We start from the raw sequence: 24,866 nt of genomic DNA, 5'->3' as shown, positions 1-24,866 counted from the left end.
AATATCGTGAATCCAGTCAGTCTGATCATACTTGCGCTTTTGGGCTTTGTCATCGTTGGCATTCTTATGATGTGGCGGCGGCTTTCGGCTGTTTCGGCCAAGCTTGAAGGTGGTGATGCGGTCACCCAACTGATGCAGATTGAAGCCGGGCTTCGTTATATGAACGAGCAGGCAGGAGAGCGCGAAAAGGGCATCCGTGAAGAGTTCCGCGGCAACAGAGAAGAACTGTCGAAAGCAATCACAGCGCTTGGAGAGACCGTACGCAAGCTGGGCGCTGACCAGTCAACACAGCAGCAGCAATTCCGTGACAAGCTTGATGAGAAAATGAAAGAGCTGCGCACTGAGAACAGTCAGAAGCTGGACGAGATGCGCAAGACGGTGGATGAGAAGCTACAGACCACCCTTGAAAAGCGCTTGAGCGAGAGCTTCAAGACCGTGTCCGAGCGGCTGGAGCAGGTGCACAAGGGCTTGGGCGAGATGCAGTCGCTGGCCACCGGTGTGGGTGACCTGAAGCGGGTACTCACGAACGTCAAGTCGCGCGGTACTTTCGGTGAAGTGCAGCTTGAACTGCTGATAGAAGATGTGCTGACGCCGAACCAATATGTCGCCAACTATGACTGCGGCAAAAAGGGCTCTCATGTCGAATTCGGTATTCGGATGCCAGGTACGGACGCAGAGGTGTTCCTGCCAGTGGATGCCAAGTTCCCGACCGAGGATTATGAACGCCTGCTGACGGCCGTGGAGGCAGGCGACACGGACGGCATCGCCGCCAGCCAGAAGATGCTGGCAAACCGGGTTAAGGGCTTTGCTAAGGATATCGCCACCAAATATATCAACCCGCCCTACACGACACCGTCTGCTATCCTGTTCCTGCCAACCGAGGGCCTGTATGCCGAAATGCTGCGCATACCGGGCTATGTGGAAGGCCTGCAGCGCGAATTTAATGTGACGGTTACGGGCCCCACAAACTTCCAGGTACTGCTGACAACCTTCCGCATGGGCTTTCAGCAGATGGCCATGCAGGCACAGGCGCAGGAGGTCTGGCAGGTGCTGGGTGCCGTGAAGAACGAATTCGAGCGCTATGGTGACCAGATCACGGCCATGGGCAAGAATGTGGAAGCCATGGAAAAGCATATCGAGAAGCTGGGCACTCGTCGCAACCAGATGCTTCGGGCGCTCAAGAGCGTGGAGCAGGTGGAAGACGGCACAGCGCAGGCTTTGCTGGGCGACGATAGCGAATAATTGTCCGCTCTTGACGACGATCAATTCCCATATGGCGGGTGTACTCTAATCCTTGGTCATGAACAATTGACCGGAGGATCATGATGAGCCACGTACCCCACGAGTTGAGAGACGATTTCCCAGAGTTCGAAGACCGCATCCACGCGCTCAAGGAGGGCGATGCCCATTTCCGCAATCTTTCCGAAAAGTATCATACGCTGAACCGCGAAATTCACCGGATTGAAGTTGGGGAAGAACATGTGTCCCAGTTCCAGGAAGAGGACCTGAGGAAACAGCGCATGCGGCTGAAAGACGAAATCTACGGCATGCTGAAAGCCTAGGCGTTTCAATGCCAGCCAATGGGGTCCCGGCTTTAAACCGGGGCCAAAATGCGCTATAGTGTGTGTCGCCTTTTTGTACTGACAAAAGGAGACACATAATGGGCCACATGCCGCATGCGCTGCGGGAGGAATTCCCCGAATTTGCCGATAAGCTACCTCGAATTGAAGAAAGCGATGGCCACTTCCGCCGGTTGGCGGAGGAATATCGGAGCGTCAACCGGGCCATTCTTGAATTGGAAGCCGGCGACGAGACCAATCCGCATTTTGATGAAGAGGGCCTCAGGAAGAAGCGTCTGTTTCTGAAGGACGAAATCTATGCTCTGCTTAAAGAGCACTAACGCCCATCATAACTGAATTTGAAAAACGCCCGTAACGATTGATATTGATCAATTTGGGCGATTGCCCGTGCATTACAGTTCCTGCATTAATTTATGGGAGCTTTGATATGCGTTACATACCGTTCGATCTTCTTTCAGAAATCCCAGGCAAGGAGGACCGCTTCTGGAGCCTGATCAGCTCAGACGACCATTTCTACAAACTCACGAAAGCCTATAACACCCTCAACCAGAACCTTTGTGAGGCCGAGCGCCGGCGAGAGTGCGAGCTGACTTTCCAGATCGAGGACCTGAGGAAAGAACGCCTGTGGATTAAGGACGAAATATTCTACTATCTGAGCCACTGAAAGCCGCGGGTGCCAGGCGATGGGGCCAATTGTGTTTCAATTGCGGCGTGAATTGCGACGAAGCGTTCATTAAATGCGCCCAGTGCTATTGAAGGATTCTGTCGCCACACCTACATTAGACCTGTAGCCACGAGCAAAGACTCAAAAACAAAAGGCTGCAGAAAACGACAGTGATAACAACAGCCGCCTCCCCAAAACGACAAAGCGGCATAGATGCGCAAGCAGCGAGGATAAAATGTTTACGACCCTTATTTCAGAGACCACAGGTCTCAATAACGCCAGGCACCAGGTCTCCCAGGTCGCCGGCGTTTCCCTGACAAGCCAGCCCCTAAGCAGAACGTGGCGCCGCCAGCGCCGTGTCGCCCGGTTGGCACGCGTGCCGCTCGCAGCATAAGCGGCCAAGACAAGAACCGGTTATCGCACTCCAGCTCTAAGTCTCTGTGCGTCATAGCGTTTGAGCGATAACAGGTTCCGGTCGGGCCGGGTGAGGACATACCCCTGACCCTAGCCCCAAGAGCCCATCCGGCCCGGCCACACTTTCCCTGTAATGAGTACACAGTTGTCGAACCCCCTTGGGGGTTCTGCGTTTCTTTCCTAAACCTACCCAACACTCGGCGCTCCCACTTGGGGGCGCCGCTTTTCTTTGCAACGTATCAGACCGTCATCGCATGTGGCATCCGGATGCTTGACCGACGCGTCCTGTTGCGCCACATCTGGGCAGGGAAGGGGAGATCCGAATGTCAGACCTGTTTGATGCTGCCGGCATGGATATGAAGCCAAGACCCGACTGGTCAGCCGAAGCGCACATGATTGCGGCCGAAGGCGGTCATGTCTGCGGCGTGGACGAGGTTGGCCGGGGCCCGCTTGCGGGCCCAGTGGTTGCAGCCGCCGTGGTTCTTGATCCTGATGATATCCCCGATGGCCTGAACGACAGCAAGAAGCTGTCGGAAAAAAAGCGCCAGGCCCTCTATGGCCTGATCCAGGAAAAAGCATTGGCGGTCTCCATCGCCGAGGCAAGTGTTCACGAGATTGACGAAATCAACATCCTGCAGGCATCCATGCTGGCCATGCGCCGGGCTGTTGATGGCCTCGAACTGAAGCCTTCATCTGCTTTGGTTGACGGCAACCGCGATCCGGGCCTCGAAATGCCGACGCGGACCCTGATCAAGGGTGATGGCAGGTCATTATCCATCGCAGCAGCATCGATTGTCGCAAAAGTTTTTCGTGATGATCTCATGAAAAAACTGGATTCCGAGTTCCCTGACTATGGTTGGGCGCAAAACGCAGGATATGGTGTTGCCAAACATCTTGCCGCACTAAGACTTGTGGGTGCGACTCCACATCACCGTCGTTCGTTTGCTCCGATTCGCCAAGTTTTGAGTGAAGAATAGCTTATAAATAACTGATTCATCTATAAGAATCACTTGACACCGATTCGCTGTCGACTCATGATTGGGTCAACGGATCGCTGAGAAAAACCAAAAAATTAAGCCCAAAAAGGGCGTTTCCAGCGGTCGGCTTTGAAGCCGGGACGGAGAAAATTGATGGCTGATGCAAAGAACGCGACCCGCAAAGGGTCTGCGACCCTTTCCTTGCCGCTGAACAAAATTGTTCAGGGTGACTGTATTGATGTGATGAACTCGCTGCCCGAGAAATCGGTCGATGTGATCTTCGCAGATCCCCCCTACAATATGCAGCTCAAGGAAACGCTGTCGCGCCCTGACAACAGTAAGGTTGACGGTGTGCATGACGCCTGGGACAAATTCTCGAGCTTCAACGCCTATGATGAGTTTACCTATCGCTGGCTGGATGCCGCACGCCGGGTTCTCAAAGACACCGGCACCATTTGGGTGATCGGGTCCTACCATAATATTTTCCGTGTCGGCACGGCGCTGCAGAATCTGGAATACTGGGTGCTCAATGATGTGATCTGGCGCAAGTCGAACCCGATGCCGAACTTCCGCGGCACGCGCTTCACCAACGCACATGAGACGCTCATCTGGGCGGCCAAGTCTGCGGACAAGGGTGGCTATACGTTCAACTATGACGCCATGAAGGCGATGAACGACGACACGCAGATGCGCTCTGACTGGACGCTGCCTATCTGCTCTGGCGGCGAGCGCCTCAAGAATGGCGACAAGAAAGCCCATGCGACACAGAAGCCAGAAAGCCTGCTTTACCGTGTGCTGATGTCTTCCACCAAACCAGGGGACGTGGTGCTGGACCCATTCTTCGGCACGGGCACCACGGGGGCTGTGGCCAAAAAGCTCGGTCGTGACTTCATCGGCATTGAGCGCGAGGACGACTATATTAAGGTTGCGATGGAGCGGCTATCGAAGGTCAAGCGTCTGGATGATGAAACGCTTGGCTTTACCCAAAGCAAGCGGGCACAGCCACGGGTGCCGTTTGGCTCGATTGTTGAGCGCGGCATGATCGAACCTGGTACCACGCTTTATGACTGCAAGCGCAAATACACTGCCCGCGTTCGCACCGACGGCACGCTGATCACCGATATGGAGAAGGGTTCTATCCATAAGGTCGGCGCCAGCGTTCAGGGTGCACCGGCCTGTAATGGCTGGACTTTCTGGCACGTGGAACAGAAGGGCGAACTATTGCCCATTGACTTCTTCCGCCAGCAAGTCCGAGCTGAAATGAACTAGCAGAAGCACAAGATACCTCCGGAAGCACGGATGCCCGTCTGTGCTTCCGCCCAAGGCGCTGTCCTGCCCGGACAGCGCCTGTTTTTATGTGCAATCAATTAAATGTTTGTAATACGCTTACTTGATCCGCTACTTTGCGGCATTTAATTCGTTTTTGGGGGACCCGCCATGAAATATGTTCTCGTCTTGATGATGTTATTTATGATTGCATCTAGTCACGCCGTTCAGGCAGTTGACAAGGAACAGGCGGCCCGCGAGCTGGCAGAGACCATGGGTATCAGCGGCCTGTTGAGAGGTGTGATGGATCAGACGCGTACAGCCGTGGATGCTTCAATGGCAAAAGTGGCCCAACGGGTGGCCGCAAAATATCCGGACATGACAGATGACCAGAGGGCTGAGCTGACGCAAATTTTCGCTGAATATACAGATGCCGTTTTGAGCTCGATCGATACCGACCACGCAGCCTATATCTATATGTCAGTAATCGTCGACGGACTTTCGGAAGATGAAATCGAGGGTGCAAAAGAGTTTTATCAGTCGGAAGGCGGTCACAAGACAATGAATGTTGTGGCGAACGCAGCTCAGAAGTTGAATGAATATGTCATGCAGCAGATGTCAAATGCGCAGGAAACAGCAATGCAGCGTCTTTCTCTGAGGGTTCAGAGTTGGCAGGCTCAGGTTTCCTCCGCGCAATAAGTGCCAAGGGCAGTCGGGCTCAAAGGGGCGCTGTCCTGCCCGGACAGCGCCTGTTTTTATGCCTACGCTGGCCTACTCGGTGAATGCACAATCTTTTCTTAAGTCACTCAAACATCACTTGAATTCCAGCATGGACATGCGAGATTCAGGGTGTCGCAGGTGGTATGGAAAACCGGGCGGTTTTCCCCGGCGAACAGCGGTCTAAAGCCGCGCGTGGCGTTTGTTCGGAGACCCAAATGAGCAAAGAACGCAGCACAAAGAAAGAACTGAAGAAAAAGCCCCTTCAGGACAAGAAGGCGAAGAAGATGAGCAAGGCAACCAAAAAGGTGCCTGCCTATCTCGCTAGCTAGAGGCTTCAGCCTGCTTTAGGCTTCAGGATCAAGGCAGGGTCGCCAAGTGCGGCCCTTGCTTTTTATCCACTTCCCTGATCGTAGCTTTGCCATTTATGGTACCGTCGGATTCTGTTTGAGACACCGGGAGAAATGCGATGACACGTCTATTAGCTATTTTGCTTGCCTTGTTTTATTTGGGTAATACGGCTCAGGCGGATAACCATTCTGATCGTGAGCTTGATCTTGCGAATGCGCGGGTAGTCTCTGACAAGCTGACCACAGGCGGTCAGCCCACGAAGGCCGACCTGAAGCGCCTCAAGGAGGCTGGTTTTACCACGGTGGTCAACCTCAGGCGGGACGGCGAAACCACGAAACGCGATGACCCGGAAGTTGCCAAGCTCTTCAACTTTGATGAAGCTGAAGCGGCAAGTTCCATCGGGCTAAGCTATTTCCATCTACCTATTTCATCTAAGGATGGCCTGACGGCAGAGAACGCCAAGTTGCTGGATGATGCCCTGAAGGCGGCGCCTGGCCCCGTGCTGCTGCACTGCGGCAGCGGTAATCGCGCCAGCGCTCTTTTGGCCCTCAGGGCTTATCATGTTGAAGGCAAGCAGCCTGACGAAGCGCTTGCCATTGGCAAGGCTGCCGGACTCACGAGCCTGGAGCCCAAGGTGCGGACACAGCTTGGCCTGCCGCCCCTCGAAGAATAGGACAGCGCTTGCCCAATATGCCGTATCACGCAAGGTATCGCCTATGAAGGTTCTTGGTGTTGACGACTATCAGGTCCAGCCTTGGAAAAATGGCTTGGGCTCAACCACCGAATTGGCTGTTGGTCCGAAGGCGGCTGGCGGGGCTGGTTTCATTTGGCGGCTGAGCATTGCGGAAGTTACGACCGACGGTGCCTTCTCGCTTTTTCCCGACATTGACCGGGTGATCACGGTGATTGATGGTGCAGGCATGACGCTGGACGCTGGGCCGTACGGCAACCATCCCTTGAAGCCCTTCACGCCGTTGCAATTCTCCGGGGATTGGCACATTGAAGGCCGACTGAAAGCGGGCCCTGTACGGAACTTCAACCTGATGGTTGATCGCAGGTATGCCAAAGGCACGATGGCATTTCACGACTTTGCGACTGGCGCGGTGGTACTTTCGAACAAGAACGCACTTCGTTTTTTCTACTTGTTGGAAGGCGAAGTGCGCTGCGGCGAGGCCATGCTGACACCAGGTCAGACACTGTTGCTGGAAGCTGGTGAAAGTGCACCCGGCCTCAACGGCGTAGGGGCTGCGCTGCATGGTGAAATCACCTTAAGGCCTTAGCACAGCAATCTTTTTGAAGACGGTGGGCAGGCCTACAGCATCCAGGTCGGCAACTGGGTGCCAGAAGCCATTTTCAATATTCAGCTTGCTGTCGGCCTTGGCAGCCAGAAGCTTCGTTTCCAGATGGAAGTGCGTAAAGGTGTGCTTGGCCATGCCCTCGACGGGCTTCCAATAGTCCTCGGACGGACGATGAGCGAGCCATTCCTCCTTTGCAGGAAAGGCAGGACGTTCTTCCCAGGGGGTTGAAAACAGCCCAGGCATGCCACCTAAAAGGCCTTTTTGCGGGCGACGTTCAAGAAGCACGTGGCCGTCATGCTCCAGCCAGAAAGAGATTGCGCGTCTGGTCGGCTTGGCCTTCTTTGGCGCCTTGACCGGGAACCGTTCCATGTCACCCGCCTCATGGGCGGCGCAAGCACCACGGATAGGGCACAGCAGGCACTTTGGGGTTTTCGGCGTGCAGACCCCTGACCCCAGGTCCATCATAGCCTGGGCGAAATCCCCGGGCCGTTTGGTGGGGGTAATTTCCGCAGTGTGGGCTTTGATGACCTTCTTGGCGCCAGGCAGTGCGTCGGTCACACGAAACAGTCGGCTGACCACTCGCTCCACATTGCCGTCGACAACTGCGGCGGGTTCCCCAAACGCGATGGCGGCGATAGCAGCGCCCGTATAGTCGCCAATACCCGGCAGCGCCTTCAGGCCTTCTTCGGTTTGCGGGAAGCTACCTTGGTGCACCTCCACCACTACCTGAGCACACTTGTGCAGATTACGCGCGCGGGCGTAGTAGCCCAGCCCCGCCCATTCCTGCAACACGTCCTCTTGTGGCGCCGCGGCCAGTGCGTCCACCGACGGCCAGCGGGTGAGGAATTTTTCAAAATAGCCTTTAACGGTGGCAACCGTGGTTTGCTGCAGCATGATTTCCGAAAGCCAAACATGATACGGGTCAGCGCTTTCACCGTGAGCCGCCCGCCAGGGCAGGTCCCTGCGGTTTCTGTCGTACCAGTCAAGCAGCTGTTTGGCGGTTTTGGTCATACACTTTGTGAATTCTGATTTATTGTCTTGATTCATGTTAGCCTTGGCGGCATGCCATGGACGTGCCGCAATTATGCAGGACCATAGCCCGACCGACGGAGAGAGCAAGCCAAATGGCGAAACGGCCAGATAAAACCGAAGCAAAAAAACCGTTCAGGCGGCGCTCAACCCAGCGTGCCTCAAGGGTTGCCTCGTCACTAGTGACGCCGGCATTGCGGGCGAAAGGTTTTGCGCAGGCTGAAGTTGTTACCCGCTGGGCCTATATTGTTGGGCCGGAACTGGCGGAAAGCACATTGCCTGTTTCGCTTCGTTTCCCGCGGGGAGACCGCATGGGCGCAACACTCACGGTGCGCTGTGAATCAGCCTTTGCACCCCTTCTCAGCCACAAGGCCGGGCGGGTGATCGAGATGGTGAATAGCTTTTTCGGCTATCAGGCGGTGGCGAAACTTGAGGTGAAACAGGGGCCATTGCCGCGGCAGCCACGCAAAATGCCATATGAAAAAAAGGCGCTTGGCGAAAAAGAGACGAAACAACTGCGGTCACTTGTCGGTGATGGAGAGTTGAGCCCGCTTCAAGAAGCGGTTAAAAGCCTTGGCGAGTATGTGCTTTCGGAAGCACGGGAGGCCGGTCGCGGACCGGACAAGAAATAAGAATTTATAAGTAGGGGGCGTTATGTCTTTCAAGAAGGGTTTTCTGGCTGCTGCAGCCATGGTTTTCACGACTGCAGTGGCAGCACAGGATGGCCCAAGCCAGCCTTTTGTATCCGGTGATCTTGTATATGGTTCGCCTGATGCGCCGGTGGAAGTCATCGAATATGGCTCGATGACCTGTCCGCATTGTGGCCATTTCGCCCGTGATACTTTCCCGCAGGTCAAGCAGGAATTGATCGACACAGGCAAGGTGCGCTTTGTGTTCCGCAACTTTGTGCGGGACCGCTATGATATGGCGGTTGCTGTTATCAGCCGTTGCACGACCGACAGGGATGTAACCAAACAGTTGGTGGATACCTACTTTACTCGCCAGGACGAATGGATGCGCGCGCAGAACCCTTATGAGGTGATTGCGGGCATCGCGGAGGAAGCTGGAATCACTCAGCCTGAGATGTCACGCTGTATCTCGGATCAGGAAGCCCAGAAGCATCTGGCTGAAATGACCCAGAACGGCATCCAGACGTACAAGATCAACAGCATTCCCTACATCATGGTGAATGGAAAACACCTTGAGGCGCATTCGTTTGAGGCGGTCAAGGAAGCGGTTGAGGCCGCAAAATAATCCACAGGAAATTTCATGCGGGTTTCAGAAAAGACTCGTCAGCATGTTTCATGCGATGTAAACACAATATCTAGTAGTGGGGATAAATTAATGCACAAGGACTACGTATCGAAGTTCAAATTCGCAGCTGCCTTTGGCGCGGCACTTTTGCTTGCGGCCTGTGGTGATAGTGGCGACAAGCCAGCGGCTGACGATGCCCAGCAGGCCTCTGCTGAAGCCGATGCACCAGTTGTTGATATCGATTCCAAGACAGAGGGAACCTGGGGCCCGATCGTGTATGGCGATCCGAATGCCCCGGTCGAGATCCACGAATTCGCGTCCCTGACGTGCCCGCACTGTGCCACCTTCGCGAATAATTATTTCCCGAAGCTCAAGGAACAGCTGCTGGACACCGGCAAGGCGAAGCTGGTGTATCACAATTATATCATGAACCGGATTGATATCGTCGCGTCCGCTGCGGCTCGCTGTGGTGACGCAGCAACGACCCAGAAGCTGATGAAGGTTTATTTCGCACGTCAGGGCGATTGGGCCCGCTCCAAGGCGCCTGTGGATGAGCTGGCCTCTATTGCCCGCCGCGCGGGTATCAGCCGTACAGAATTTGATCGCTGTGTGTCCGATGACGACATGCTCAAGCACCTGATGAGCATGACGCAGGACGCCGTGAAGAAACACAATATCACCCTGACGCCAAGCTTTATGGTTGATGGTGAACTGATGGAGTTCTCTTCCTTTGATGAGGCTCTGGAGAAGATAGCTGAAGCGGTGGATGACGCCAGCTAACAGCTTGATATAGGGCGACCTTGTTGGGGAACGGGGTCGCCTGTTTGATGTTTTGACAACAGGGGGAGTAGGGCGCAGCCATGCGTTTTTCGCGTCTGCGATTATCGGGGTTTAAATCCTTCGTCGATCCGACCGAGCTTCATATTGAGCGCGGTCTGACAGGCGTTGTGGGCCCGAACGGCTGCGGTAAATCCAACCTTCTTGAAGCCATCCGCTGGGTGATGGGGGAAAACCGCGCCAAGTCATTGCGCGGTTCGGGCATGGACGATGTGATCTTTGCCGGCACAGACAAGCGCCCCGCCCGTAACATGGCTGAAGTGACGCTGGTGATCGACAACCAGGACCGTTCAGCCCCAGCCGAATATAACGATGAAGATTTCATTGAGGTAACGCGCCGAATTGAGCGCGAATCAGGTTCGGCCTACCGTATCAACGGCAAGGACGTCCGCCAGAAAGATGTGCAGTTGCTGTTCGCCGATGCCGCCACAGGCGCCCACTCGCCGGCACTTGTCAGCCAGGGCCGTATCGGCACGCTGATCAACGCCAAGCCGCAGGACAGACGCGCCATTCTGGAAGAGGCAGCGGGCATTTCAGGCCTACACACCCGCCGCAAGGAAGCCGAAAGCCGCCTGCGCGGCGCCGAAGGCAACCTGACGCGCCTGCAGGACGTGATCCAGGCCATGGAAACCCAGAGCCAGAGCCTCAAGCGTCAGGCGAAGCAGGCCGTGCGCTACCGCTCAATCTCCGGCGATATCCGGCAGGCTGAGGCGAGCCTGCTGTATATGCGCTGGGCTGATGCGGCCGAAGAAGTAATCAAGCTTGAGCGCGCGCTTCGGGAATCCGAGAAGGGCGCGGCTGAAATTGAAGAGAAAGTCGCGGGACTGGCCAGGGCGCAGGCAGAATTTTCTGCCATGCTGCCCCCTCTTCGGGAAGCGGATGCAGCGGCGGCTGCCAAACTACAGCGCCTATCTATCGAACGCGAAAATCTGGAGCAGGAGAGCGAGCGGCGCAAGCAGGCAGCACTCTCGCTCCGGCAGACACTCGAACAGATTGGCGCGGACCGTGAACGCGAAGCCGAGATTGCGGCTGATGCCAAAGCGGCGCTTGACCGGTTAACGACAGAGAAAAAGCGTCTTGAAGCTGCCCGCGATGCGGAAAAAGACAATGAGCTGCAGGCGCGCGAGAAGCTTGATGCCTCCACCAAGGCGGCGTCCGCTGCGGAAGCAGACTATGACGGTATCAGCGAGCGCGCTGCCCAGGCGCGGGCACGTCGGTCCAGTCTGGAAAGTGATAAGCTGGCGATTGTGCGCCGGGGCGATCAACTGCGGTCCGAGCAGACACGCCTGAACGGCGAACTGGATGCCATGACAGCCGAGGATGAGATCCTCTCCGCCCTGAAGACAGCCGAGCAGACCGTTGAGAAAGAAGAAGAGCGTCTCAGTAAAGTTGCTGACAGCCTGCAGGCTGCAGAAGCCGCAACTCTCGAGGCCCGCAACCGCCGGAATGAAGCGGACACAGCCAAGGCTGAGTGTGAGGGCGCGCACAAGTCTGTACTTGCGGAAGTCACGAACCTTGAGCGCATGCTGGAGCAGGCAGCCGCTGACGAAGACCAGCCGGTTTCGGCGTCCCTCAAGGCCAAACCTGGGTTCGAGATCGCGGTTGGTGCGGTGCTTGGCGAAGAGGCAGAAGCGGGCCTGAGCGAATCGGCTAAGCGATTTTGGGCTGCGCAAGATCCACTTGATGCCGCGGATTGGCCCGCAGGAGTGACACCCCTGAAGGATGTCCTGACGGCCCCGTCTGTGCTTGATCGCCGGGTGGCGTTTGCCGCCGTGCTTGAGGAGGGCGCGGATGGCGATATCCTTCAGAAAAAATTGTTCCCCGGCCAGCGATTAGTGAACCGGGAAGGCAAGCTGTGGCGTTGGGACGGCTATGTGCAGAAGGCCGGAGCGCCAAGCGAGGCTGCGATCAGGCTCGAGCGCCAGAACCGGCTAGTGAAGCTGAAGGCTGAGGAAGAAAAGGCAGCGAAGAAGGCCGCTGAAGCGGGCGAGGCTGCACAGCACGCGTTCGATGCCCACCAGAAAGCACGAGAGGCAGAACAGGCCCAGCGGCAAGTGCGTCAGGACGCCGAAAAGGCACTCGCAGAAGCACGCCGTGCCCTTGTGGCCGCAGAACAGGAAGCCAGCAAGCGCGCCAGCAAAGTGAATATGCTGAAGGACAGCCTTGCGCGATTGGCGCAGGAAGAAGCCGAAACCAATGAGCGGCAGGCCAGTATTGATGCAAAGCTTGCTGAGCTGCCGGAAAATACCAAGCTTGAGGCCGAACTTCAGGAAGCGCGAGCCAAAGTGGAAGCGCTGCGGTCTGAGCTTTCAAGCGCCCGTGCGGCCTATGACAGCCTGCGCCGGGAGGCCGAAAGCCGCAACGACCGTCTCAGTGCTATCCAGACCGAATCGGGCGCATGGCAGCTGCGTGTTGATAGTGCTGCGAAACAGCTCAAGGCGCTGGATGAACGCCAGGCTGACACTGAGCGCCAGTTGAAGGATGCTGAAGCCAGCCCTGAAGACCTGGAAAATCGCCGACAGGCATTGCTGTCTGAGCTCGACAAGGCGGAAAAAGAACGCCATGAAAGCAGTGATAAGCTGCTGGCGGCGGAAGCACAGCTGGCGGAGAAAGACAAAGCGCTCAAGGCGATCCATGAGGCGCAGTCTGAGGCCCGCGAGCGTCAGATCCGGGCGGACGCCGCCGTTGAAAACGCTGTTTCCCGCCGGAAAGACATTGCGTCCCAGATTGGCGAACGGTTCGAGTGCGCGCCTACCCAGCTTCTGGAGAAGGTCGGTCTGGAAGCCAGCGACAGCCTACCTGATGCCATGGTGCTGGAAAGCAAGCTTGAAAAGCTGAAGCGTGAACGCGACAGGTTGGGTGCAGTTAACCTGCGGGCGGATGAAGAGCTTACTGAGATAGACGAGCAACTGACCCACCTGACGGGCGAACGGGCAGACCTTGAGAATGCCATAGCACGGCTCAGGCAGGCCATTGGCAGCCTTAACAGGGAAGGGCGCGAACGCCTGTTGAAGGCCTTCGATGTGGTGAATAATCACTTTGGGGAACTGTTCAAGACCTTGTTTGGTGGGGGTGAGGCCCATCTGGAATTGACGGAATCCGATGATCCGCTGGATGCGGGGCTCGAGATATTCGCAAGCCCGCCGGGCAAACGGCTGCAGGCCCTATCGCTCCTGTCTGGCGGCGAGCAGGCCTTGACGGCACTTTCCCTGATCTTCGCCGTCTTTATCACCAATCCGGCCCCCATCTGTGTCCTTGATGAGGTGGATGCGCCGCTTGACGATGCGAACGTCGAGCGATTCTGTAATCTGCTGGACGAAATGATCGGCCGGACGGACACCCGCTTCCTGATTGTGACCCACAATGCGGTTTCCATGGCACGGATGAAGCGGCTCTTCGGTGTGACCATGGCAGAACGCGGAATCTCGACCCTCGTTTCCGTCGACCTTGAACGTGCAGAGGAATTGCGTGAGGCCGGTTAACGGTATTTTCCATAAATTCCTTTTAAATCAATTAGTTAACTTATTTTCGATAGACCTTGACACGGGGTGGGGCCTTCACTATGTTGCAGGCGCCTTTTACGGGCTTCTTTTTTTATGGAAGTGGCCCGGCAAAAAGGTTGGTCAAACGCGGGGTTTTAGGGGCCAAAGCGATGGGTGACACGGAAGATGACCCAAAGCTCAAGGCGCTTGAAGAGCGATTGAGCCAAGCTCGACAGAGGGCTCAGGGAGAAAATGCCGACGATCGGCCGTCTCCAATGGGTAGAGCCTTCCGGATGGGCATCGATCTAGTGGCGGGTGTCGGCGTAGGCCTGATCATCGGCATAAACCTAGATGGTTGGCTTGATACGTCTCCCGGTTTCTTGATCACCTTTTTGTTCCTTGGCTTTGCTGCGGGCATCCGGAATGTGATCCGGGAAGCCAACAAGATGCAGCGGGAAGCTGAGGATGGTCTGCAAGGGCAGGCTGACGAGGCGGATAAAGATTGACCGCGATCCGCATAAAGCGGGTTGCACAACTAAAGAGATGGTAGCCGTGGCAGGACCTCTTGAGCAGTTTGAGATCAAGCCCCTTGCAGAGATGCAAGTCGCAGGGATTGATGTTTCCTTTACCAACAGTTCCCTTTGGATGGTGATCGTTGTGACCGCCCTGACCTTTTTCCTGGTTGGTGGCACGCGCAAGAATGCGCTGGTTCCTGGTCGCTGGCAGGCCATGGTTGAAATGGCCTATGAATTTATAGCCAATATGGTGAAAGAAAATGTAGGGCGCGAAGGGAAACAGTATTTCCCATTCATTTTCACGCTTTTCATGTTCATTCTTGGTAGCAACCTTGCGGGCATGATCCCGTACAGCTTCACGACGACGAGCCACATCATTGTGACGTTCGCGCTGGCTGCGGTTGTTTTCCTTGGCGTGACGCTGATCGGCTTCGCCAAGCACGGCCTGGGCTTCCTGAAGCTCTTTGCGCCGTCTGGTGTGCCCGCGCCGCTTTACATTCTGATCGTTCCAATCGAAGTGATGTCCTACTTCACGCGTCCGATCAGCCTTTCGGTTCGTCTGTTTGCCAACATGCTGGCGGGCCACATCATGATGAAAGTATTTGCTGGTTTCATCATCAGCCTTGGCGCGATCGGCATTGCCGGCCAAGCTGCTGCTGTGCTGCCATTTGCTTTCAACATTTTCCTGACGGGGCTGGAAATCCTGGTGGCTTTCCTACAGGCCTACGTTTTCGCCATCCTGTCCTGCATCTACCTGCATGATGCCATGCATCCTGCACACTAAGACGCCGGACAAAATACTACAGTTTAGAAATCAAGCTTCATTCAATAGAGAAGGAATTTAACATGGAACTCGCAGCCGCAAAGATGATTGGTGCTGGTATCGCCACTCTCGCACTCGCTGGTGTTGGTATTGGTCTTGGTAACATCTTCGGTAGCTTCCTGTCGGGTGCTCTGCGCAACCCATCTGCTGCTCCGAAAGTATTCGGTAACCTGCTCCTGGGCTTCGCCCTGACAGAGGCTGTTGCCCTGTTCGCACTGGTTATCGCGTTCCTGATCCTCTTCACCTAAGACGATCAGTTTGCGAATGAAGCACATGGGCGCGGTCAGTAACTGATCGCGCCAGGTGCTTATCTGGACCGCAAGAGGGCATTGCCCGAAATGCGGATCGAGCCTTAAGGGGCTCAACAATTGAAACATCTAGCCACAGAGGCATGTGATGGCAGAAGCTCATACAGAAGTCGCACACAAGGAAGCAGGCCTTCCTCAGCTGAATATTGCGACCTTTGAAGAGCAGGTCGTATGGCTGTTCCTGACCTTCATCGTTCTCTTCGTGATTGTGTCCCGTCTGGTTCTGCCACGTGTGACCAAAGTCCTCGAAGAGCGTGAAGAGCGGATCGCAAACGATCTGGATACAGCCGAACGGCTGCGCAAGGACGCAGAAGACATACGCAACGCGTATGAAGAAGCGAGCGCGAAGGCACGAAAGCAGGCCCAGGAGACCATCCTGAAGGCCAAAGAGAAAATTCAGTCTGATATCGCGAAAGCCCAGGCCGAGCTCGAGGAAACGCTGGCAGCGAAAGCTGCGGAAGCTGAAGCTCGTATCGCCAAGGCGCGTGATGAAGCACTGGCTAGTGTCGGCGATGTGGCTGGTGAAGTCGCTAGCGATCTCGTTGCCAAGTTGGCCGGTATCGAAGGCGATGACGCCGCGGTGTCTGGTGCTGTCAAGGCAGCGCTCGCAGACGTGAAGGGAGCATAACCATGGCTGATGCACACGGTTCCGTATTCACCGATCCAACCTTCTGGGTTGCATGCTCCTTCGTGGTCTTCGTTGGCGGTGTTGTGTATGCGAAAGCTCACAAGAAAATTGCTGGCATGCTGGACGATCGCACGGCTACGATCCGTAACCAGCTGGACGAAGCGAAAGCAATCCGGGAAGAAGCTGAAAAGCTCCTGAACGATTACCAGCGCAAGCAACGCGACGCTGAAAAAGAGGCCGCCGACATGGTTGCCCAGGCAAAGGAAGACGCGAAGATCATGGCGAAAGAGGCGAAAGCCGACATCAAAGCCATGGCTGAGCGCCGCACCCGCGCCGCAGAAGCCAAGATTGCCCAGGCTGAAGCCAATGCAATCAAGGAAGTTCGCGCTGTTGCTGTTGATGTTGCCATCAAGGCTGCTGGCACAGTGTTTGCCGACAAGCTGAAGGGCAAGGAAGGCGGCGCGTTGGTCGACAAGGCCATCACGGACGTCGAAAGCAAGCTTCACTAAGAATTCAGGCTCTGGCACTTGTCAGTTCTGATCGAACGCTCCGCCTCTACGGCGGGGCGTTTTTTCTTGTGATTGTGCAGCCATCTTATATACCCCTAAAGCAACATCGCTTGAGATAGGGACCAACAGAGTGACGCGAGACAAAAGTGACAACCTGATGCGCTGGGCGACGCGGGCTTCCGTGAGCGTCGCAGCCGTGCTCGTGGCCGCAAAGGCGGTTGCCTGGTGGTTGTCGGACTCTGTGGCCATGCTTGGCAGCATGACGGACTCGGGCCTCGACCTGATGGCGTCGCTTGTGACGCTTTTTGCCGTGCGCACCGCTCTGCTGCCGCCGGATGAAGACCATAGGTTTGGCCACGGTAAGGCCGAAGCCCTGGCAGGGCTGTTCCAGGCGGCAATCATGTCGGGCTCCGCCATGTTCCTGCTGCTGGAATCGATCAATCATGTTGCGACCCCGCACCCGGTCGCCCAATCGGGCTTGGTGATGGGCGTGTCAGCGCTTGCCATTGCCCTGTCGCTGGTGCTGGTGGCCTTCCAGGCCTATGTGGTGCGCCATACAGGCTCCCTCGCCGTTGCAGGCGATCATCTGCACTATAAGGGTGACCTGCTGTTGAACCTGTCAGTCATCCTGGCTGCCTGGGCATCTGCGTCGGGGTTTGTATATGCTGACGGCGCCTTTGGTATCCTGATTGCGCTCTACATTCTTTACGGAGCACAGGAAGTGGCGTTGCCTGCTGTCGATATGCTGATGGACAGGGAGCTGGGGGATGACGACCGTGAAAAGATTTTCAATCTGGCGATGGGAAACCCGGCGGTACGCGGCCTGCATGAGCTGAAAACCCGCATGTCCGGTCGTGATCTGTTTATCCAGATGCATATCGAGGTTGATGGCGAAATGACCGTTCAGGACGCACATTTTATAGCCGACGAGGTTGAAGCGATGATCGGAGAGGCATACCCGGACAGCGAGGTCCTGATCCATGTGGATCCACCAAGCACCCTCTCGGATGAGCTGACTGTTAAAGAACTTGGAAAAATTGGGGAATAAGTATGCTGACCATCTATGGCATCAAAAACTGCGACACTGTCAAAAAGGCCCGCAAGTGGCTGGAAGCAGAAGGCGTGGACCACAGATTCCATGATTTCCGGGCCGACGGCCTGGATGATGCCCTGATGGCGCGTTTTGTTGACGCACTTGGTTGGGAGGCGCTGCTGAACACCCGGGGCACCACCTGGCGCAAACTGCCGGATGACGACCGCGAGGGCGTTGATGCCCAAAGGGCTGCCGCCCTGATGGTGGCCAACGAGGCGCTGGTTAAACGCCCCGTATGGGAGAAGGGCGGAGACTTCCGGCTTGGGTTCGCGCCCAAGGAACAGGAAGCCATCAAGGCCTGGGCCAGGGCACAGCGATTGGTTTGAGCGCGGCGCGAGTGTCTCTCAGCCTGCAACATCCAACTGCAGCAGCATGCCTTTTTTGTCGGCGTCAGGCACTTCCGCAATGAAGCCATAGCGTCCGGGTTCCAGGTCCACCGTGAAATAGCCATGTGACCCGGCGGGCATCACGTCATTGATACCGCCGACAAAGGTAACAGGGGCGGGCACAGACAGCCCGGCTTCGGTCTGCCAGTCCATGAAGGTAACGGCGTTTGCAACACTGCCTTCCCTATCGATCTTGAAGACATGTACATCCTGGCCGACTGCTGAGGGGTATCGGATCTGCGTATCGAAATTAACGCGGATGATATTAGTGCCAGCTTTCAGATCACCGTCTTTGAGGGACAGGCCATTCCCGTTCAGAGTGAAGATAACGTCAGCTTCAGGTTCCGGCATTTCACCGTTCTCAGGCAGAACGGTCAATGGCAGAACCATTGCCAGCACACCCTGTTGATAGCTGGCTGAATGGAAGACACCGCCTGACTTAATATAGCATTCAATCACATAGTTGCCGGGCGGTAGGAATGTGGTTGCCTGGGATATTGCGTTGCCTTCAATCAATCCTGGGCCACCATGGTAGGTCAGGCCAGTTGCCCAGCTTGGCATGTCTCCGAAAATTTCGCCGGCTAGCTCATGGTCTCCGGCCATCATGGCGTCATAGCCGCGCTGGAATACGCTGCCCAGTTCGTCGGAATATTGCACAGCCGATACACCGTCCGGAAGCCTGGCGACCAAGGCAAAATGGATCATATCGTCTTTGTTGTTAAGGCGGATGGTCGTCCAGCCGGACTTGATGGTTTCCGGGCCTTCGAAGCGCATGCCGGAGGCTGTGAGTTCCAATAGGTTGGTCGGTTGGAAAGCTACGTCTGCATCAGTCGAGGAAGGCGCAGGGGCGCAGGCTGACAGTGTCAAAAGGATGCGTAAAACGGCGAAACTGTTCCAGTTGCGTCTTGTCATAAGTCGCTCCCAAAGTCTATCGACCCCACCAAAGTGTAAGGGGTGGTTTTGAATCTTGTCAAATCGCGTCCATGAAGGTCTATTGGGCCGGTAACAGGAGAGCAGCATGCGCGAACTACCAGTCTATCAAGTTGATGCATTTACCAGCCAACCTTTTGGGGGTAACCCGGCGGCTGTGTGCCCGCTGCCGGCATTCCTTGATGACGCGCTGCTGCAGAATATTGCGCTGGAGAACAACCTGGCGGAGACGGCTTTCATCGTACCGTCTGCATCTGATGACGTGGACTATGAGCTGCGCTGGTTTACGCCTGCCATTGAAGTCCAATTGTGTGGTCATGCGACGCTCGCGTCTGCCCATGTGGTTTTCAAGCACCTTCACCCTGACTGGGAGATGGTCCGCTTCAATACTGCCTCAGGTTTGATGACGGTTGTTCATGCCGGTGACTTCCTGGAGATGAATTTCCCAAATCTTCACCCCACGCCCATGTCTGGCCCAGAGGGGCTGGCTGAGGCCATGGGCGCCGCGCCAAGTGAGGTTCTGGACGCCAACACCGGCGACGATGATCTACTTCTGGTCTATGACAATGCCCAAACCATCCGGACCTTGGCGCCCGATCCTCTGAAAATGGCGGCCTTGTCGCCGTATGGCTTCATTGTCACCGCACCAGGCGATGACGGTATCGATTTCGTGTCGCGCTGCTTTTTCCCGAACAAGGGGATACCGGAAGACCCCGTGACAGGGTCGGCGCACTGTGCGGCGGCTCCCTATTGGGCCCAGCGGCTGGGCAAACAGGAATTGCGGGCGAAGCAAGTCTCGGCGCGGGGCGGTGACTTGTGGCTGAAGGTGGTTGGCGACCGTGTCAAAGTTTCCGGCCAGGCTGTTGAAGTGATGCGCGGTACGCTTTTGTTGCCCTGATAAAGTATTTTGAACCTCCCTTTCCTGTTTTGCGTCCTAAAGGGAAACAAGGGGACAGACATATATGGACCGCGCGCGCGAGGACTTGTTGGTACTGGCCGCCCAGGGTGGAGACAGCCAGGCATTCGATCAGCTGTTTCGTGCCTATGATGCACCGCTTCGGCGCTTTGCATACCGGCTGTGTGGCGATCAGCATATTGCGGTTGATGCGGTTCAGGAAAGCTGGGTCACCCTTTCAAGAACACTCAGGAAGCTTCAGGATCCAAGAGGTTTCCGGCTGTGGGCCTACAAGACCACTCGTTGGCGTACGATGGACCTGTTGCGCCGCCGTCCCATGAAGCAGGACGCGCTCGACGGCGACGAGGCAACACTCGCAGTGGAAACCGAAGAACCCCTGGCGACCAGTGACCAGCTTTCGCGCCACCTTGCGGCGCTACCCCAAAAGGAAAAGGTAGCCCTGACGCTGTTTTACCTTGAGGAACTATCCGTGATGGAAATCGCGGCAGTGGAAGACGTGCCCGTGGGCACCGTGAAATCCCGGCTGAACCGGGCCCGGTCACGACTGAAGGATAGAATGACAGGAGACGAGACATGAGCAAGTTTGATGACATGATAAAGGATGAACTGGCGAAGGAAGCCAAGGGCATCGACGACCTTCTGACATCGGAAGGCGGCTTGCCGGACATGGTGGCAGCCAGTTTCAAGGGCAGTATGCGCCGCTGGGTGTGGTTCACCTGGGGGGTCATGCTGGTGGTTACAGGCTTCATGTTCTGGTGCATTTATGAGTTCTTCACGGCAGACGACCTTGAGGGCATGGTCTTCTGGGGCATCTGTATGCTGGTCACCATGCTGATGCAGTCCATGCTGAAGCTCTGGAACCTGATGGAGATGAACCGGGCCAGCATGATGCGGGAAGTCAAGCGGCTGGAGCTGGCCGTGGCGGCGCTCGCCCGGAAAGTGGGTTGATAATAAACGTCTGTCTCCCTTGAACCTTTTGGCCTTTTGGCCGTTTATAGGGAAAAGGGAGGCAGGCACGCGTGCAGGCACGGACACAGGAAGAGGCGCTGGTCTTGAAGGCGCAGGCAGGGGACGAACGGGCTTTCGCCGTGCTTTACCGCGCCTACCAGCCGTCGCTTGTGAAGTTCGCTTTCCGCATGCTCAGGAATGAGGCCGCCGCCTTTGATGCAGTGCAGGAAGCCTGGCTGATGGTGGCGCGGACGCTAGGGAAGCTGCACCATCCTGGCATGTTTCGGGCCCGTATCTTCAAGGCGGTGCGCTGGCGGGCGCTTGACCAGTTGCGCAAACGCCCGAATGAGCCCCTGTCGTTTGAGGAAGACGGCGTGGTTGAACCTGCCGCAAGCGTGGGAGCCATGGATGGCCGCGTCACGCGCCACCAGCTACGGACGCTCATTACCAGCCTGCCGGATGTCGAGCAGCAGGCGATCTATTTGTTTTACCTTGAAGACATGAAGCTTGAGGAGATTAGCGCGGTTTTGGATGTGCCTGTGGGCACGGTCAAATCGCGGCTCAACCGGGCACGCGGGCGCTTGCAGGCGCAGGTGCGTGCAGAAGAAGGAGAACTGGCATGACCAGCATTGATGAACGGATCAAGGCAGAGCTGGAGCGCGAAGGCGCTGAACTCGATGCCATGATCACAGATGACAGCATGCCCGCCATGATCGCCATGGCCTACAAGGGCAGCATGCGCCGTTGGATGTGGCTTGTGTCCACGGTGACCATACTGCTTGGCGTTGTGTCGGTGTGGCTGCTGATCGAGTTTTCAGGCGCCTCAGGCGTCGAAGACAAGCTCATCTGGGGTGTGTGGGCGATCCTTGCGGTGATCGTGATGCTGGCCTTCGAGATGTGGGCCTGGATGCAGGTGGGCCGGGTGGCCATGAAGCGCGATATCCAGCAGCTGCAGCTTGATATGCGGGAGATGATGACCAAGCGCGACTGACGGCACTTTGCCTTGCCTTCTCCCCCCACTGCGTTACCTTGGGGCAACGGGAACAAGGGAGAGAGCCGATGACATCCGTACATGATTTCACCTGCGACCGCCTGAACGGCAAGCCGCAAGACCTGGCGGACTATAAGGGCAAAGTGCTTCTGGTGGTCAACACGGCCTCCAAATGCGGCTTCACCCCCCAGTTCGAAGGGCTTGAGAAACTGTTCCAGGACCTCAAGGACAAGGGGCTCGTGATCCTCGGCTTCCCCTGCAACCAGTTCGGCAAGCAGGACCCGGGCTCGAACGACGAGATCGGCGAGTTTTGCCAGATCAATTACGGCGTCAGCTTCCCCATGTTCGCGAAAATCGATGTCAACGGCGACGGTGCCAGCCCGCTCTATAAGCACCTGAAGGCCGTCAAGCCGGGCGTGCTGGGCACCGAGCGCATCAAATGGAACTTCACCAAATTCCTGGTCGACCGCGACGGCAATGTGGTCAAACGCTTCGCGCCAAAGACCAAGCCGGAGGATATCCGCTCGGCGATTGAAGCGCTGCTGTAAGGCTTAAAAGATTATATATATCAGTATATTAATAATGTGATCACATTTTTCTTTGCGCCCATTCGAACCTGGTTTATGGTTTCCGGGAAATGCTCGGGGTGGAGCATGATTTGTGGGAGTGAGTAGCTATGTCCAAGTTGAAGGGCATCAACCGGCGTGATTTCCTGAACGGCGTGGCCCTGACCGGGCTGACCGGGGCCAGCTTGGCGCTTGGCATGAGCCCGGCGAAGGCGATGGCGGAAGGGCTGATCTCCAGCAAAGGCGCCTGGACCTATCCCCCCGCAAAAACCGGCCTGCGCGGCAGCCATGTGGGCAGCTTCGAAGTGGCCCACGCCATATCCTGGGAGGGCCAGACCTATGACCGCCCCAGGAAGGCCAAGGACGGCCTTTATGACCTTGTGGTCGTGGGCGGCGGCATCTCCGGCCTGGCGGCAGCCGTGCTGGCGCAGGAAAAGCTGGGGAAGGGCGCGCGTATCCTGATCCTCGATAACCACGACGATTTTGGCGGCCACGCCAAACGCAATGAATTCAATGTGGACGGCGAACTGCTGGTGGGCTATGGCGGCAGCCAGTCGCTTGAAAGCCCGGCCGACTATAGCGCGGGGTCAAAGGCGTTCCTCAAGACCCTCGGCATCGACACGGAAAAATTCTACCGCTTCTATGACCAGAGCTTCTATGAGCGCCTGGGCCTGACCGCAGGCATCCACCCGGGCGCCGACACGTTCGGCGACAGCAGGCTTTTAAAGCGCAGCCGTGCAGGCGGCAGCCACAGCGTGCTGGCGGCCTATACGGACGCCGAGAAGGCTGACCTGGCGGCGCTGATCAAAGGCTTACCCCTTGAAGGTGCTGATAAAAAAGCCCTGCACACCTGGCTGATCGACCAGCCAGACTGGCTCGCACACCTGAACCAAGATGAGAAGATCGACTATCTCAGGCAAACCTCCTTCGAGGACTGCATGACCAAACACGGCGGCCTGAGCGAAAGCGTGTGCGACCTGCTGCGCGACGAGGTCGTCGGCACCTGGGGGCTGGGTTGGGACGCCATCTCAGGCCTTGAAGCGGTGCGCTTCGGCATTGGCGGCACGCTGGGGTTGGGGATTGACCCCTATGCCGTCCCGCACCCCTACGATAGCGATGAACCCTATATTTTCCACTTCCCGGACGGCAACGCCGGCGTGGCGCGGCTCGCGGTCGCCAAGCTGATCCCGAGTGCGGTGGAAGCCACCACGATGGAAGAAGAGGCGCTCGCCCGCGTGCATTATGACAGGCTTGACCTGGCGGAAAACAACGTGCGCATCCGCCTGTCCGCCACCGCCGTGGAGGCGCGCAATACCGCCGAAGGCGTTGATATCACCTATGTTCGCGACGGCCGGGTTGAGCGGGTGGAAGCGCGCTTTGGCATCATGGCCTGCTATAACCATGTCCTGCCTTTCATCATGCCGGAGCTGCCCGAAGAACAAATCGAGGCGCTACAGTGGCCGGAAAAAGTACCGCTGGCATACGTGAATGTGGCGCTCAGAAACTGGCGGGCGTTCAAGGAAGCCGGGGTGAATTATGTTTACACGCCGGGCGGCTTCTACAGTAATTTCTCACTCGATTTCCCGGTATCCATGGGCGGTTACGCTTTCTCCCACGACCCGGAGAAACCAATCCTGGTGCATATGGTGCATGTGCCGAAGGCGCCGGGGCTTGGAAGCCGCGAGCAGCACAAGGCCGGGCGCTACCAGATGTATGGCACCAGTTTCGAGGAGTTCGAACAGGCGGCCATCGACCAGCTGACGGGCGCGCTGGGGCCATACGGGTTTGATGCCGAACGCGACATCGCCGCCATCACGGTGAACCGCTGGCCGCACGGCTATGCCTATGAATATAATGAGCTTTTTGAACCTGACTGGTCACCCGAAAAAGGCCCGCACATCACCGCCCGCAAGCGCGTGGGCAAGCTCGCCATCGCAAATTCCGACAGCTCGGCCTACGCCTATGTCAATGGCGCCATCGACGCCGCCATCCGCGCCGTGGATGAATTGTTCGGCTAAGGTCCCGTCATCCCCGGCCTCGTGCCGGGGACATTCTCTGCACCCTAATCATGAGCTTGCCTCATGTCGCATGATTTTGGCGGTTCCCCAAAAAAAGGGCACACATCACGTCCCCATAGGGCCCAAATTCACAAAAAGGGCACACCTATAGGGCCCTGAGTGTGCCCAATTTCACGAGCGCCAGACGCCCAAGGTGAGTGCTTCCAAAAAGTGCTCAGTAATTCGCCATAATCGAACATTTTGAGGTCAAAATGGGCATGCGATCACGCTTGGATTCGCTAAGGCAGGGTGACCCAATTTTTATCTAACGGATCATTCAATCATCAAGACGAATGTCGCCTTCCGGTCTATTCCGTTGAAAAACTG

Annotated in this window: 29 protein-coding genes; 27 read left to right on the top strand and 2 right to left on the bottom strand. The window is 56.6% G+C overall.

What is annotated here, in order from left to right:
* Window positions 1–6 precede the first annotated feature (6 nt).
* The 9 genes from rmuC to B3Z17_RS05270 all read left to right on the top strand — a co-directional run bounded on the left by rmuC (window position 7) and on the right by B3Z17_RS05270 (window position 7,249).
* Window positions 7–1,242, top strand: coding sequence for a DNA recombination protein RmuC (gene rmuC / locus B3Z17_RS05310; protein ID WP_286828871.1), 1,236 nt, complete (start codon window positions 7–9; stop codon window positions 1,240–1,242).
* 83 nt (window positions 1,243–1,325) lie between these two features.
* Window positions 1,326–1,562 carry a YdcH family protein gene (locus B3Z17_RS05305; protein WP_286828870.1) on the top strand — a complete coding sequence of 79 codons (237 nt, stop codon included), beginning with the start codon at window positions 1,326–1,328 and terminating at the stop codon, window positions 1,560–1,562.
* A 98-nt stretch (window positions 1,563–1,660) separates the two neighbouring features.
* Window positions 1,661–1,900 carry a YdcH family protein gene (locus B3Z17_RS05300; protein ID WP_286828869.1) on the top strand — a complete coding sequence of 80 codons (240 nt, stop codon included), beginning with the start codon at window positions 1,661–1,663 and terminating at the stop codon, window positions 1,898–1,900.
* Window positions 1,901–2,007: 107 nt separating this feature from the next.
* Window positions 2,008–2,244: a YdcH family protein gene (locus tag B3Z17_RS05295; protein ID WP_068307349.1), complete on the top strand. Its 237-nt coding sequence runs from the start codon at window positions 2,008–2,010 to the stop codon at window positions 2,242–2,244.
* Between the two features lie 737 nt (window positions 2,245–2,981).
* Entirely contained in the window at window positions 2,982–3,635 is a 654-nt protein-coding gene (rnhB, locus tag B3Z17_RS05290; RefSeq protein ID WP_286828868.1) for a ribonuclease HII, read from the top strand.
* Between the two features lie 153 nt (window positions 3,636–3,788).
* Complete coding sequence (locus B3Z17_RS05285) at window positions 3,789–4,904, top strand: site-specific DNA-methyltransferase (RefSeq protein WP_286828867.1); 1,116 nt, start codon at window positions 3,789–3,791, stop codon at window positions 4,902–4,904.
* Window positions 4,905–5,072: 168 nt separating this feature from the next.
* Window positions 5,073–5,600 carry a DUF2059 domain-containing protein gene (locus B3Z17_RS05280; protein WP_286828866.1) on the top strand — a complete coding sequence of 176 codons (528 nt, stop codon included), beginning with the start codon at window positions 5,073–5,075 and terminating at the stop codon, window positions 5,598–5,600.
* A 487-nt stretch (window positions 5,601–6,087) separates the two neighbouring features.
* Window positions 6,088–6,642: a protein tyrosine phosphatase family protein gene (locus B3Z17_RS05275; RefSeq protein WP_286828865.1), complete on the top strand. Its 555-nt coding sequence runs from the start codon at window positions 6,088–6,090 to the stop codon at window positions 6,640–6,642.
* A gap of 43 nt (window positions 6,643–6,685) precedes the next feature.
* A complete protein-coding gene (locus B3Z17_RS05270; RefSeq protein WP_286828863.1) occupies window positions 6,686–7,249 on the top strand; it encodes a HutD family protein in 564 nt (187 codons plus the stop codon).
* Here the strand turns inward: B3Z17_RS05270 and mutY are convergent.
* Window positions 7,238–8,278: an A/G-specific adenine glycosylase gene (gene mutY / locus B3Z17_RS05265; RefSeq protein WP_286828862.1), complete on the bottom strand. Its 1,041-nt coding sequence runs from the start codon at window positions 8,276–8,278 to the stop codon at window positions 7,238–7,240. The two genes, B3Z17_RS05270 and mutY, sit on opposite strands and share 12 nt — an antisense overlap.
* Before the next feature lie 113 nt (window positions 8,279–8,391).
* Between mutY and B3Z17_RS05260 the strand changes: the two genes are divergently transcribed.
* The 11 genes from B3Z17_RS05260 to B3Z17_RS05210 all read left to right on the top strand — a co-directional run bounded on the left by B3Z17_RS05260 (window position 8,392) and on the right by B3Z17_RS05210 (window position 18,071).
* Entirely contained in the window at window positions 8,392–8,928 is a 537-nt protein-coding gene (locus tag B3Z17_RS05260) for a DUF721 domain-containing protein (RefSeq protein WP_286828861.1), read from the top strand.
* Window positions 8,929–8,950: 22 nt separating this feature from the next.
* Complete coding sequence (locus B3Z17_RS05255; protein WP_286828860.1) at window positions 8,951–9,550, top strand: DsbA family protein; 600 nt, start codon at window positions 8,951–8,953, stop codon at window positions 9,548–9,550.
* Window positions 9,551–9,640: 90 nt separating this feature from the next.
* Entirely contained in the window at window positions 9,641–10,330 is a 690-nt protein-coding gene (locus B3Z17_RS05250; protein WP_068307339.1) for a thioredoxin domain-containing protein, read from the top strand.
* An 80-nt stretch (window positions 10,331–10,410) separates the two neighbouring features.
* Entirely contained in the window at window positions 10,411–13,869 is a 3,459-nt protein-coding gene (gene smc, locus B3Z17_RS05245) for a chromosome segregation protein SMC (protein ID WP_286828859.1), read from the top strand.
* A gap of 80 nt (window positions 13,870–13,949) precedes the next feature.
* Window positions 13,950–14,375, top strand: a complete 426-nt coding sequence (locus tag B3Z17_RS05240; protein WP_286828858.1) for an AtpZ/AtpI family protein — start codon at window positions 13,950–13,952, stop codon at window positions 14,373–14,375.
* Between the two features lie 37 nt (window positions 14,376–14,412).
* Window positions 14,413–15,168: a F0F1 ATP synthase subunit A gene (locus B3Z17_RS05235; RefSeq protein WP_175445650.1), complete on the top strand. Its 756-nt coding sequence runs from the start codon at window positions 14,413–14,415 to the stop codon at window positions 15,166–15,168.
* 62 nt (window positions 15,169–15,230) lie between these two features.
* Complete coding sequence (locus B3Z17_RS05230) at window positions 15,231–15,455, top strand: F0F1 ATP synthase subunit C (RefSeq protein ID WP_068307330.1); 225 nt, start codon at window positions 15,231–15,233, stop codon at window positions 15,453–15,455.
* A gap of 148 nt (window positions 15,456–15,603) precedes the next feature.
* Window positions 15,604–16,143, top strand: a complete 540-nt coding sequence (locus B3Z17_RS05225) for a hypothetical protein (RefSeq protein ID WP_068307328.1) — start codon at window positions 15,604–15,606, stop codon at window positions 16,141–16,143.
* A gap of 2 nt (window positions 16,144–16,145) precedes the next feature.
* Entirely contained in the window at window positions 16,146–16,652 is a 507-nt protein-coding gene (locus tag B3Z17_RS05220) for a hypothetical protein (protein ID WP_074519418.1), read from the top strand.
* Between the two features lie 130 nt (window positions 16,653–16,782).
* Window positions 16,783–17,700: a cation diffusion facilitator family transporter gene (locus B3Z17_RS05215; RefSeq protein WP_286828857.1), complete on the top strand. Its 918-nt coding sequence runs from the start codon at window positions 16,783–16,785 to the stop codon at window positions 17,698–17,700.
* Window positions 17,701–17,702: 2 nt separating this feature from the next.
* Complete coding sequence (locus B3Z17_RS05210) at window positions 17,703–18,071, top strand: ArsC family reductase (RefSeq protein ID WP_286828856.1); 369 nt, start codon at window positions 17,703–17,705, stop codon at window positions 18,069–18,071.
* Window positions 18,072–18,089: 18 nt separating this feature from the next.
* Here the strand turns inward: B3Z17_RS05210 and B3Z17_RS05205 are convergent, their stop codons facing one another.
* Window positions 18,090–19,043 carry a hypothetical protein gene (locus B3Z17_RS05205; protein WP_286828855.1) on the bottom strand — a complete coding sequence of 318 codons (954 nt, stop codon included), beginning with the start codon at window positions 19,041–19,043 and terminating at the stop codon, window positions 18,090–18,092.
* Window positions 19,044–19,149: 106 nt separating this feature from the next.
* On the opposite strand from B3Z17_RS05205, the gene B3Z17_RS05200 reads away from it, so the two are divergent.
* The 7 genes from B3Z17_RS05200 (at window position 19,150) to B3Z17_RS05170 (ending at window position 24,500) form a co-directional block, all read left to right on the top strand.
* Window positions 19,150–19,959, top strand: coding sequence for a PhzF family phenazine biosynthesis protein (locus B3Z17_RS05200; protein ID WP_286828854.1), 810 nt, complete (start codon window positions 19,150–19,152; stop codon window positions 19,957–19,959).
* A gap of 64 nt (window positions 19,960–20,023) precedes the next feature.
* Window positions 20,024–20,554: an RNA polymerase sigma factor gene (locus tag B3Z17_RS05195; protein ID WP_286828853.1), complete on the top strand. Its 531-nt coding sequence runs from the start codon at window positions 20,024–20,026 to the stop codon at window positions 20,552–20,554.
* A complete protein-coding gene (locus B3Z17_RS05190) occupies window positions 20,551–20,925 on the top strand; it encodes a DUF6768 family protein (RefSeq protein ID WP_286828852.1) in 375 nt (124 codons plus the stop codon). Before B3Z17_RS05195 ends, B3Z17_RS05190 begins: the two co-directional genes overlap by 4 nt.
* A gap of 71 nt (window positions 20,926–20,996) precedes the next feature.
* On the top strand, window positions 20,997–21,548 hold the full coding sequence (locus tag B3Z17_RS05185) for an RNA polymerase sigma factor (protein ID WP_286828851.1): 552 nt from the start codon (window positions 20,997–20,999) through the stop codon (window positions 21,546–21,548).
* Entirely contained in the window at window positions 21,545–21,916 is a 372-nt protein-coding gene (locus B3Z17_RS05180; RefSeq protein WP_068307314.1) for a DUF6768 family protein, read from the top strand. Before B3Z17_RS05185 ends, B3Z17_RS05180 begins: the two co-directional genes overlap by 4 nt.
* A 68-nt stretch (window positions 21,917–21,984) precedes the next feature.
* Window positions 21,985–22,464, top strand: coding sequence for a glutathione peroxidase (locus B3Z17_RS05175; protein ID WP_286828850.1), 480 nt, complete (start codon window positions 21,985–21,987; stop codon window positions 22,462–22,464).
* Window positions 22,465–22,592: 128 nt separating this feature from the next.
* Window positions 22,593–24,500: an NAD(P)/FAD-dependent oxidoreductase gene (locus tag B3Z17_RS05170; RefSeq protein ID WP_286828849.1), complete on the top strand. Its 1,908-nt coding sequence runs from the start codon at window positions 22,593–22,595 to the stop codon at window positions 24,498–24,500.
* Window positions 24,501–24,866 lie beyond the last annotated feature (366 nt).

The sequence above is a fragment of the Kordiimonas sp. UBA4487 genome (assembly GCF_002389025.1).
GTDB classification, from domain to species: Bacteria; Pseudomonadota; Alphaproteobacteria; order Sphingomonadales; family Kordiimonadaceae; genus Kordiimonas; species Kordiimonas lacus.
This window is presented reverse-complemented; position numbering and strand designations above follow the sequence as displayed.

Coding starts and splice junctions, on each gene's coding strand:
- B3Z17_RS05270 (WP_286828863.1), top strand. CDS start 6,686: ATGAAGGTTCTTGGTGTTGACGACTATCAGGTCCAGCCTTGGAAAAAT.
- B3Z17_RS05205 (WP_286828855.1), bottom strand. CDS start 19,043: ATGACAAGACGCAACTGGAACAGTTTCGCCGTTTTACGCATCCTTTTG.
- B3Z17_RS05285 (WP_286828867.1), top strand. CDS start 3,789: ATGGCTGATGCAAAGAACGCGACCCGCAAAGGGTCTGCGACCCTTTCC.
- B3Z17_RS05260 (WP_286828861.1), top strand. CDS start 8,392: ATGGCGAAACGGCCAGATAAAACCGAAGCAAAAAAACCGTTCAGGCGG.
- B3Z17_RS05230 (WP_068307330.1), top strand. CDS start 15,231: ATGGAACTCGCAGCCGCAAAGATGATTGGTGCTGGTATCGCCACTCTC.
- mutY (WP_286828862.1), bottom strand. CDS start 8,278: ATGACCAAAACCGCCAAACAGCTGCTTGACTGGTACGACAGAAACCGC.
- B3Z17_RS05225 (WP_068307328.1), top strand. CDS start 15,604: ATGGCAGAAGCTCATACAGAAGTCGCACACAAGGAAGCAGGCCTTCCT.
- B3Z17_RS05240 (WP_286828858.1), top strand. CDS start 13,950: ATGTTGCAGGCGCCTTTTACGGGCTTCTTTTTTTATGGAAGTGGCCCG.
- B3Z17_RS05175 (WP_286828850.1), top strand. CDS start 21,985: ATGACATCCGTACATGATTTCACCTGCGACCGCCTGAACGGCAAGCCG.
- B3Z17_RS05170 (WP_286828849.1), top strand. CDS start 22,593: ATGTCCAAGTTGAAGGGCATCAACCGGCGTGATTTCCTGAACGGCGTG.
- B3Z17_RS05305 (WP_286828870.1), top strand. CDS start 1,326: ATGAGCCACGTACCCCACGAGTTGAGAGACGATTTCCCAGAGTTCGAA.
- rnhB (WP_286828868.1), top strand. CDS start 2,982: ATGTCAGACCTGTTTGATGCTGCCGGCATGGATATGAAGCCAAGACCC.
- B3Z17_RS05255 (WP_286828860.1), top strand. CDS start 8,951: ATGTCTTTCAAGAAGGGTTTTCTGGCTGCTGCAGCCATGGTTTTCACG.
- B3Z17_RS05250 (WP_068307339.1), top strand. CDS start 9,641: ATGCACAAGGACTACGTATCGAAGTTCAAATTCGCAGCTGCCTTTGGC.
- B3Z17_RS05200 (WP_286828854.1), top strand. CDS start 19,150: ATGCGCGAACTACCAGTCTATCAAGTTGATGCATTTACCAGCCAACCT.
- smc (WP_286828859.1), top strand. CDS start 10,411: ATGCGTTTTTCGCGTCTGCGATTATCGGGGTTTAAATCCTTCGTCGAT.
- B3Z17_RS05190 (WP_286828852.1), top strand. CDS start 20,551: ATGAGCAAGTTTGATGACATGATAAAGGATGAACTGGCGAAGGAAGCC.
- B3Z17_RS05275 (WP_286828865.1), top strand. CDS start 6,088: ATGACACGTCTATTAGCTATTTTGCTTGCCTTGTTTTATTTGGGTAAT.
- B3Z17_RS05180 (WP_068307314.1), top strand. CDS start 21,545: ATGACCAGCATTGATGAACGGATCAAGGCAGAGCTGGAGCGCGAAGGC.
- B3Z17_RS05195 (WP_286828853.1), top strand. CDS start 20,024: ATGGACCGCGCGCGCGAGGACTTGTTGGTACTGGCCGCCCAGGGTGGA.
- B3Z17_RS05220 (WP_074519418.1), top strand. CDS start 16,146: ATGGCTGATGCACACGGTTCCGTATTCACCGATCCAACCTTCTGGGTT.
- B3Z17_RS05295 (WP_068307349.1), top strand. CDS start 2,008: ATGCGTTACATACCGTTCGATCTTCTTTCAGAAATCCCAGGCAAGGAG.
- B3Z17_RS05280 (WP_286828866.1), top strand. CDS start 5,073: ATGAAATATGTTCTCGTCTTGATGATGTTATTTATGATTGCATCTAGT.
- B3Z17_RS05235 (WP_175445650.1), top strand. CDS start 14,413: ATGGTAGCCGTGGCAGGACCTCTTGAGCAGTTTGAGATCAAGCCCCTT.
- B3Z17_RS05210 (WP_286828856.1), top strand. CDS start 17,703: ATGCTGACCATCTATGGCATCAAAAACTGCGACACTGTCAAAAAGGCC.
- B3Z17_RS05300 (WP_286828869.1), top strand. CDS start 1,661: ATGGGCCACATGCCGCATGCGCTGCGGGAGGAATTCCCCGAATTTGCC.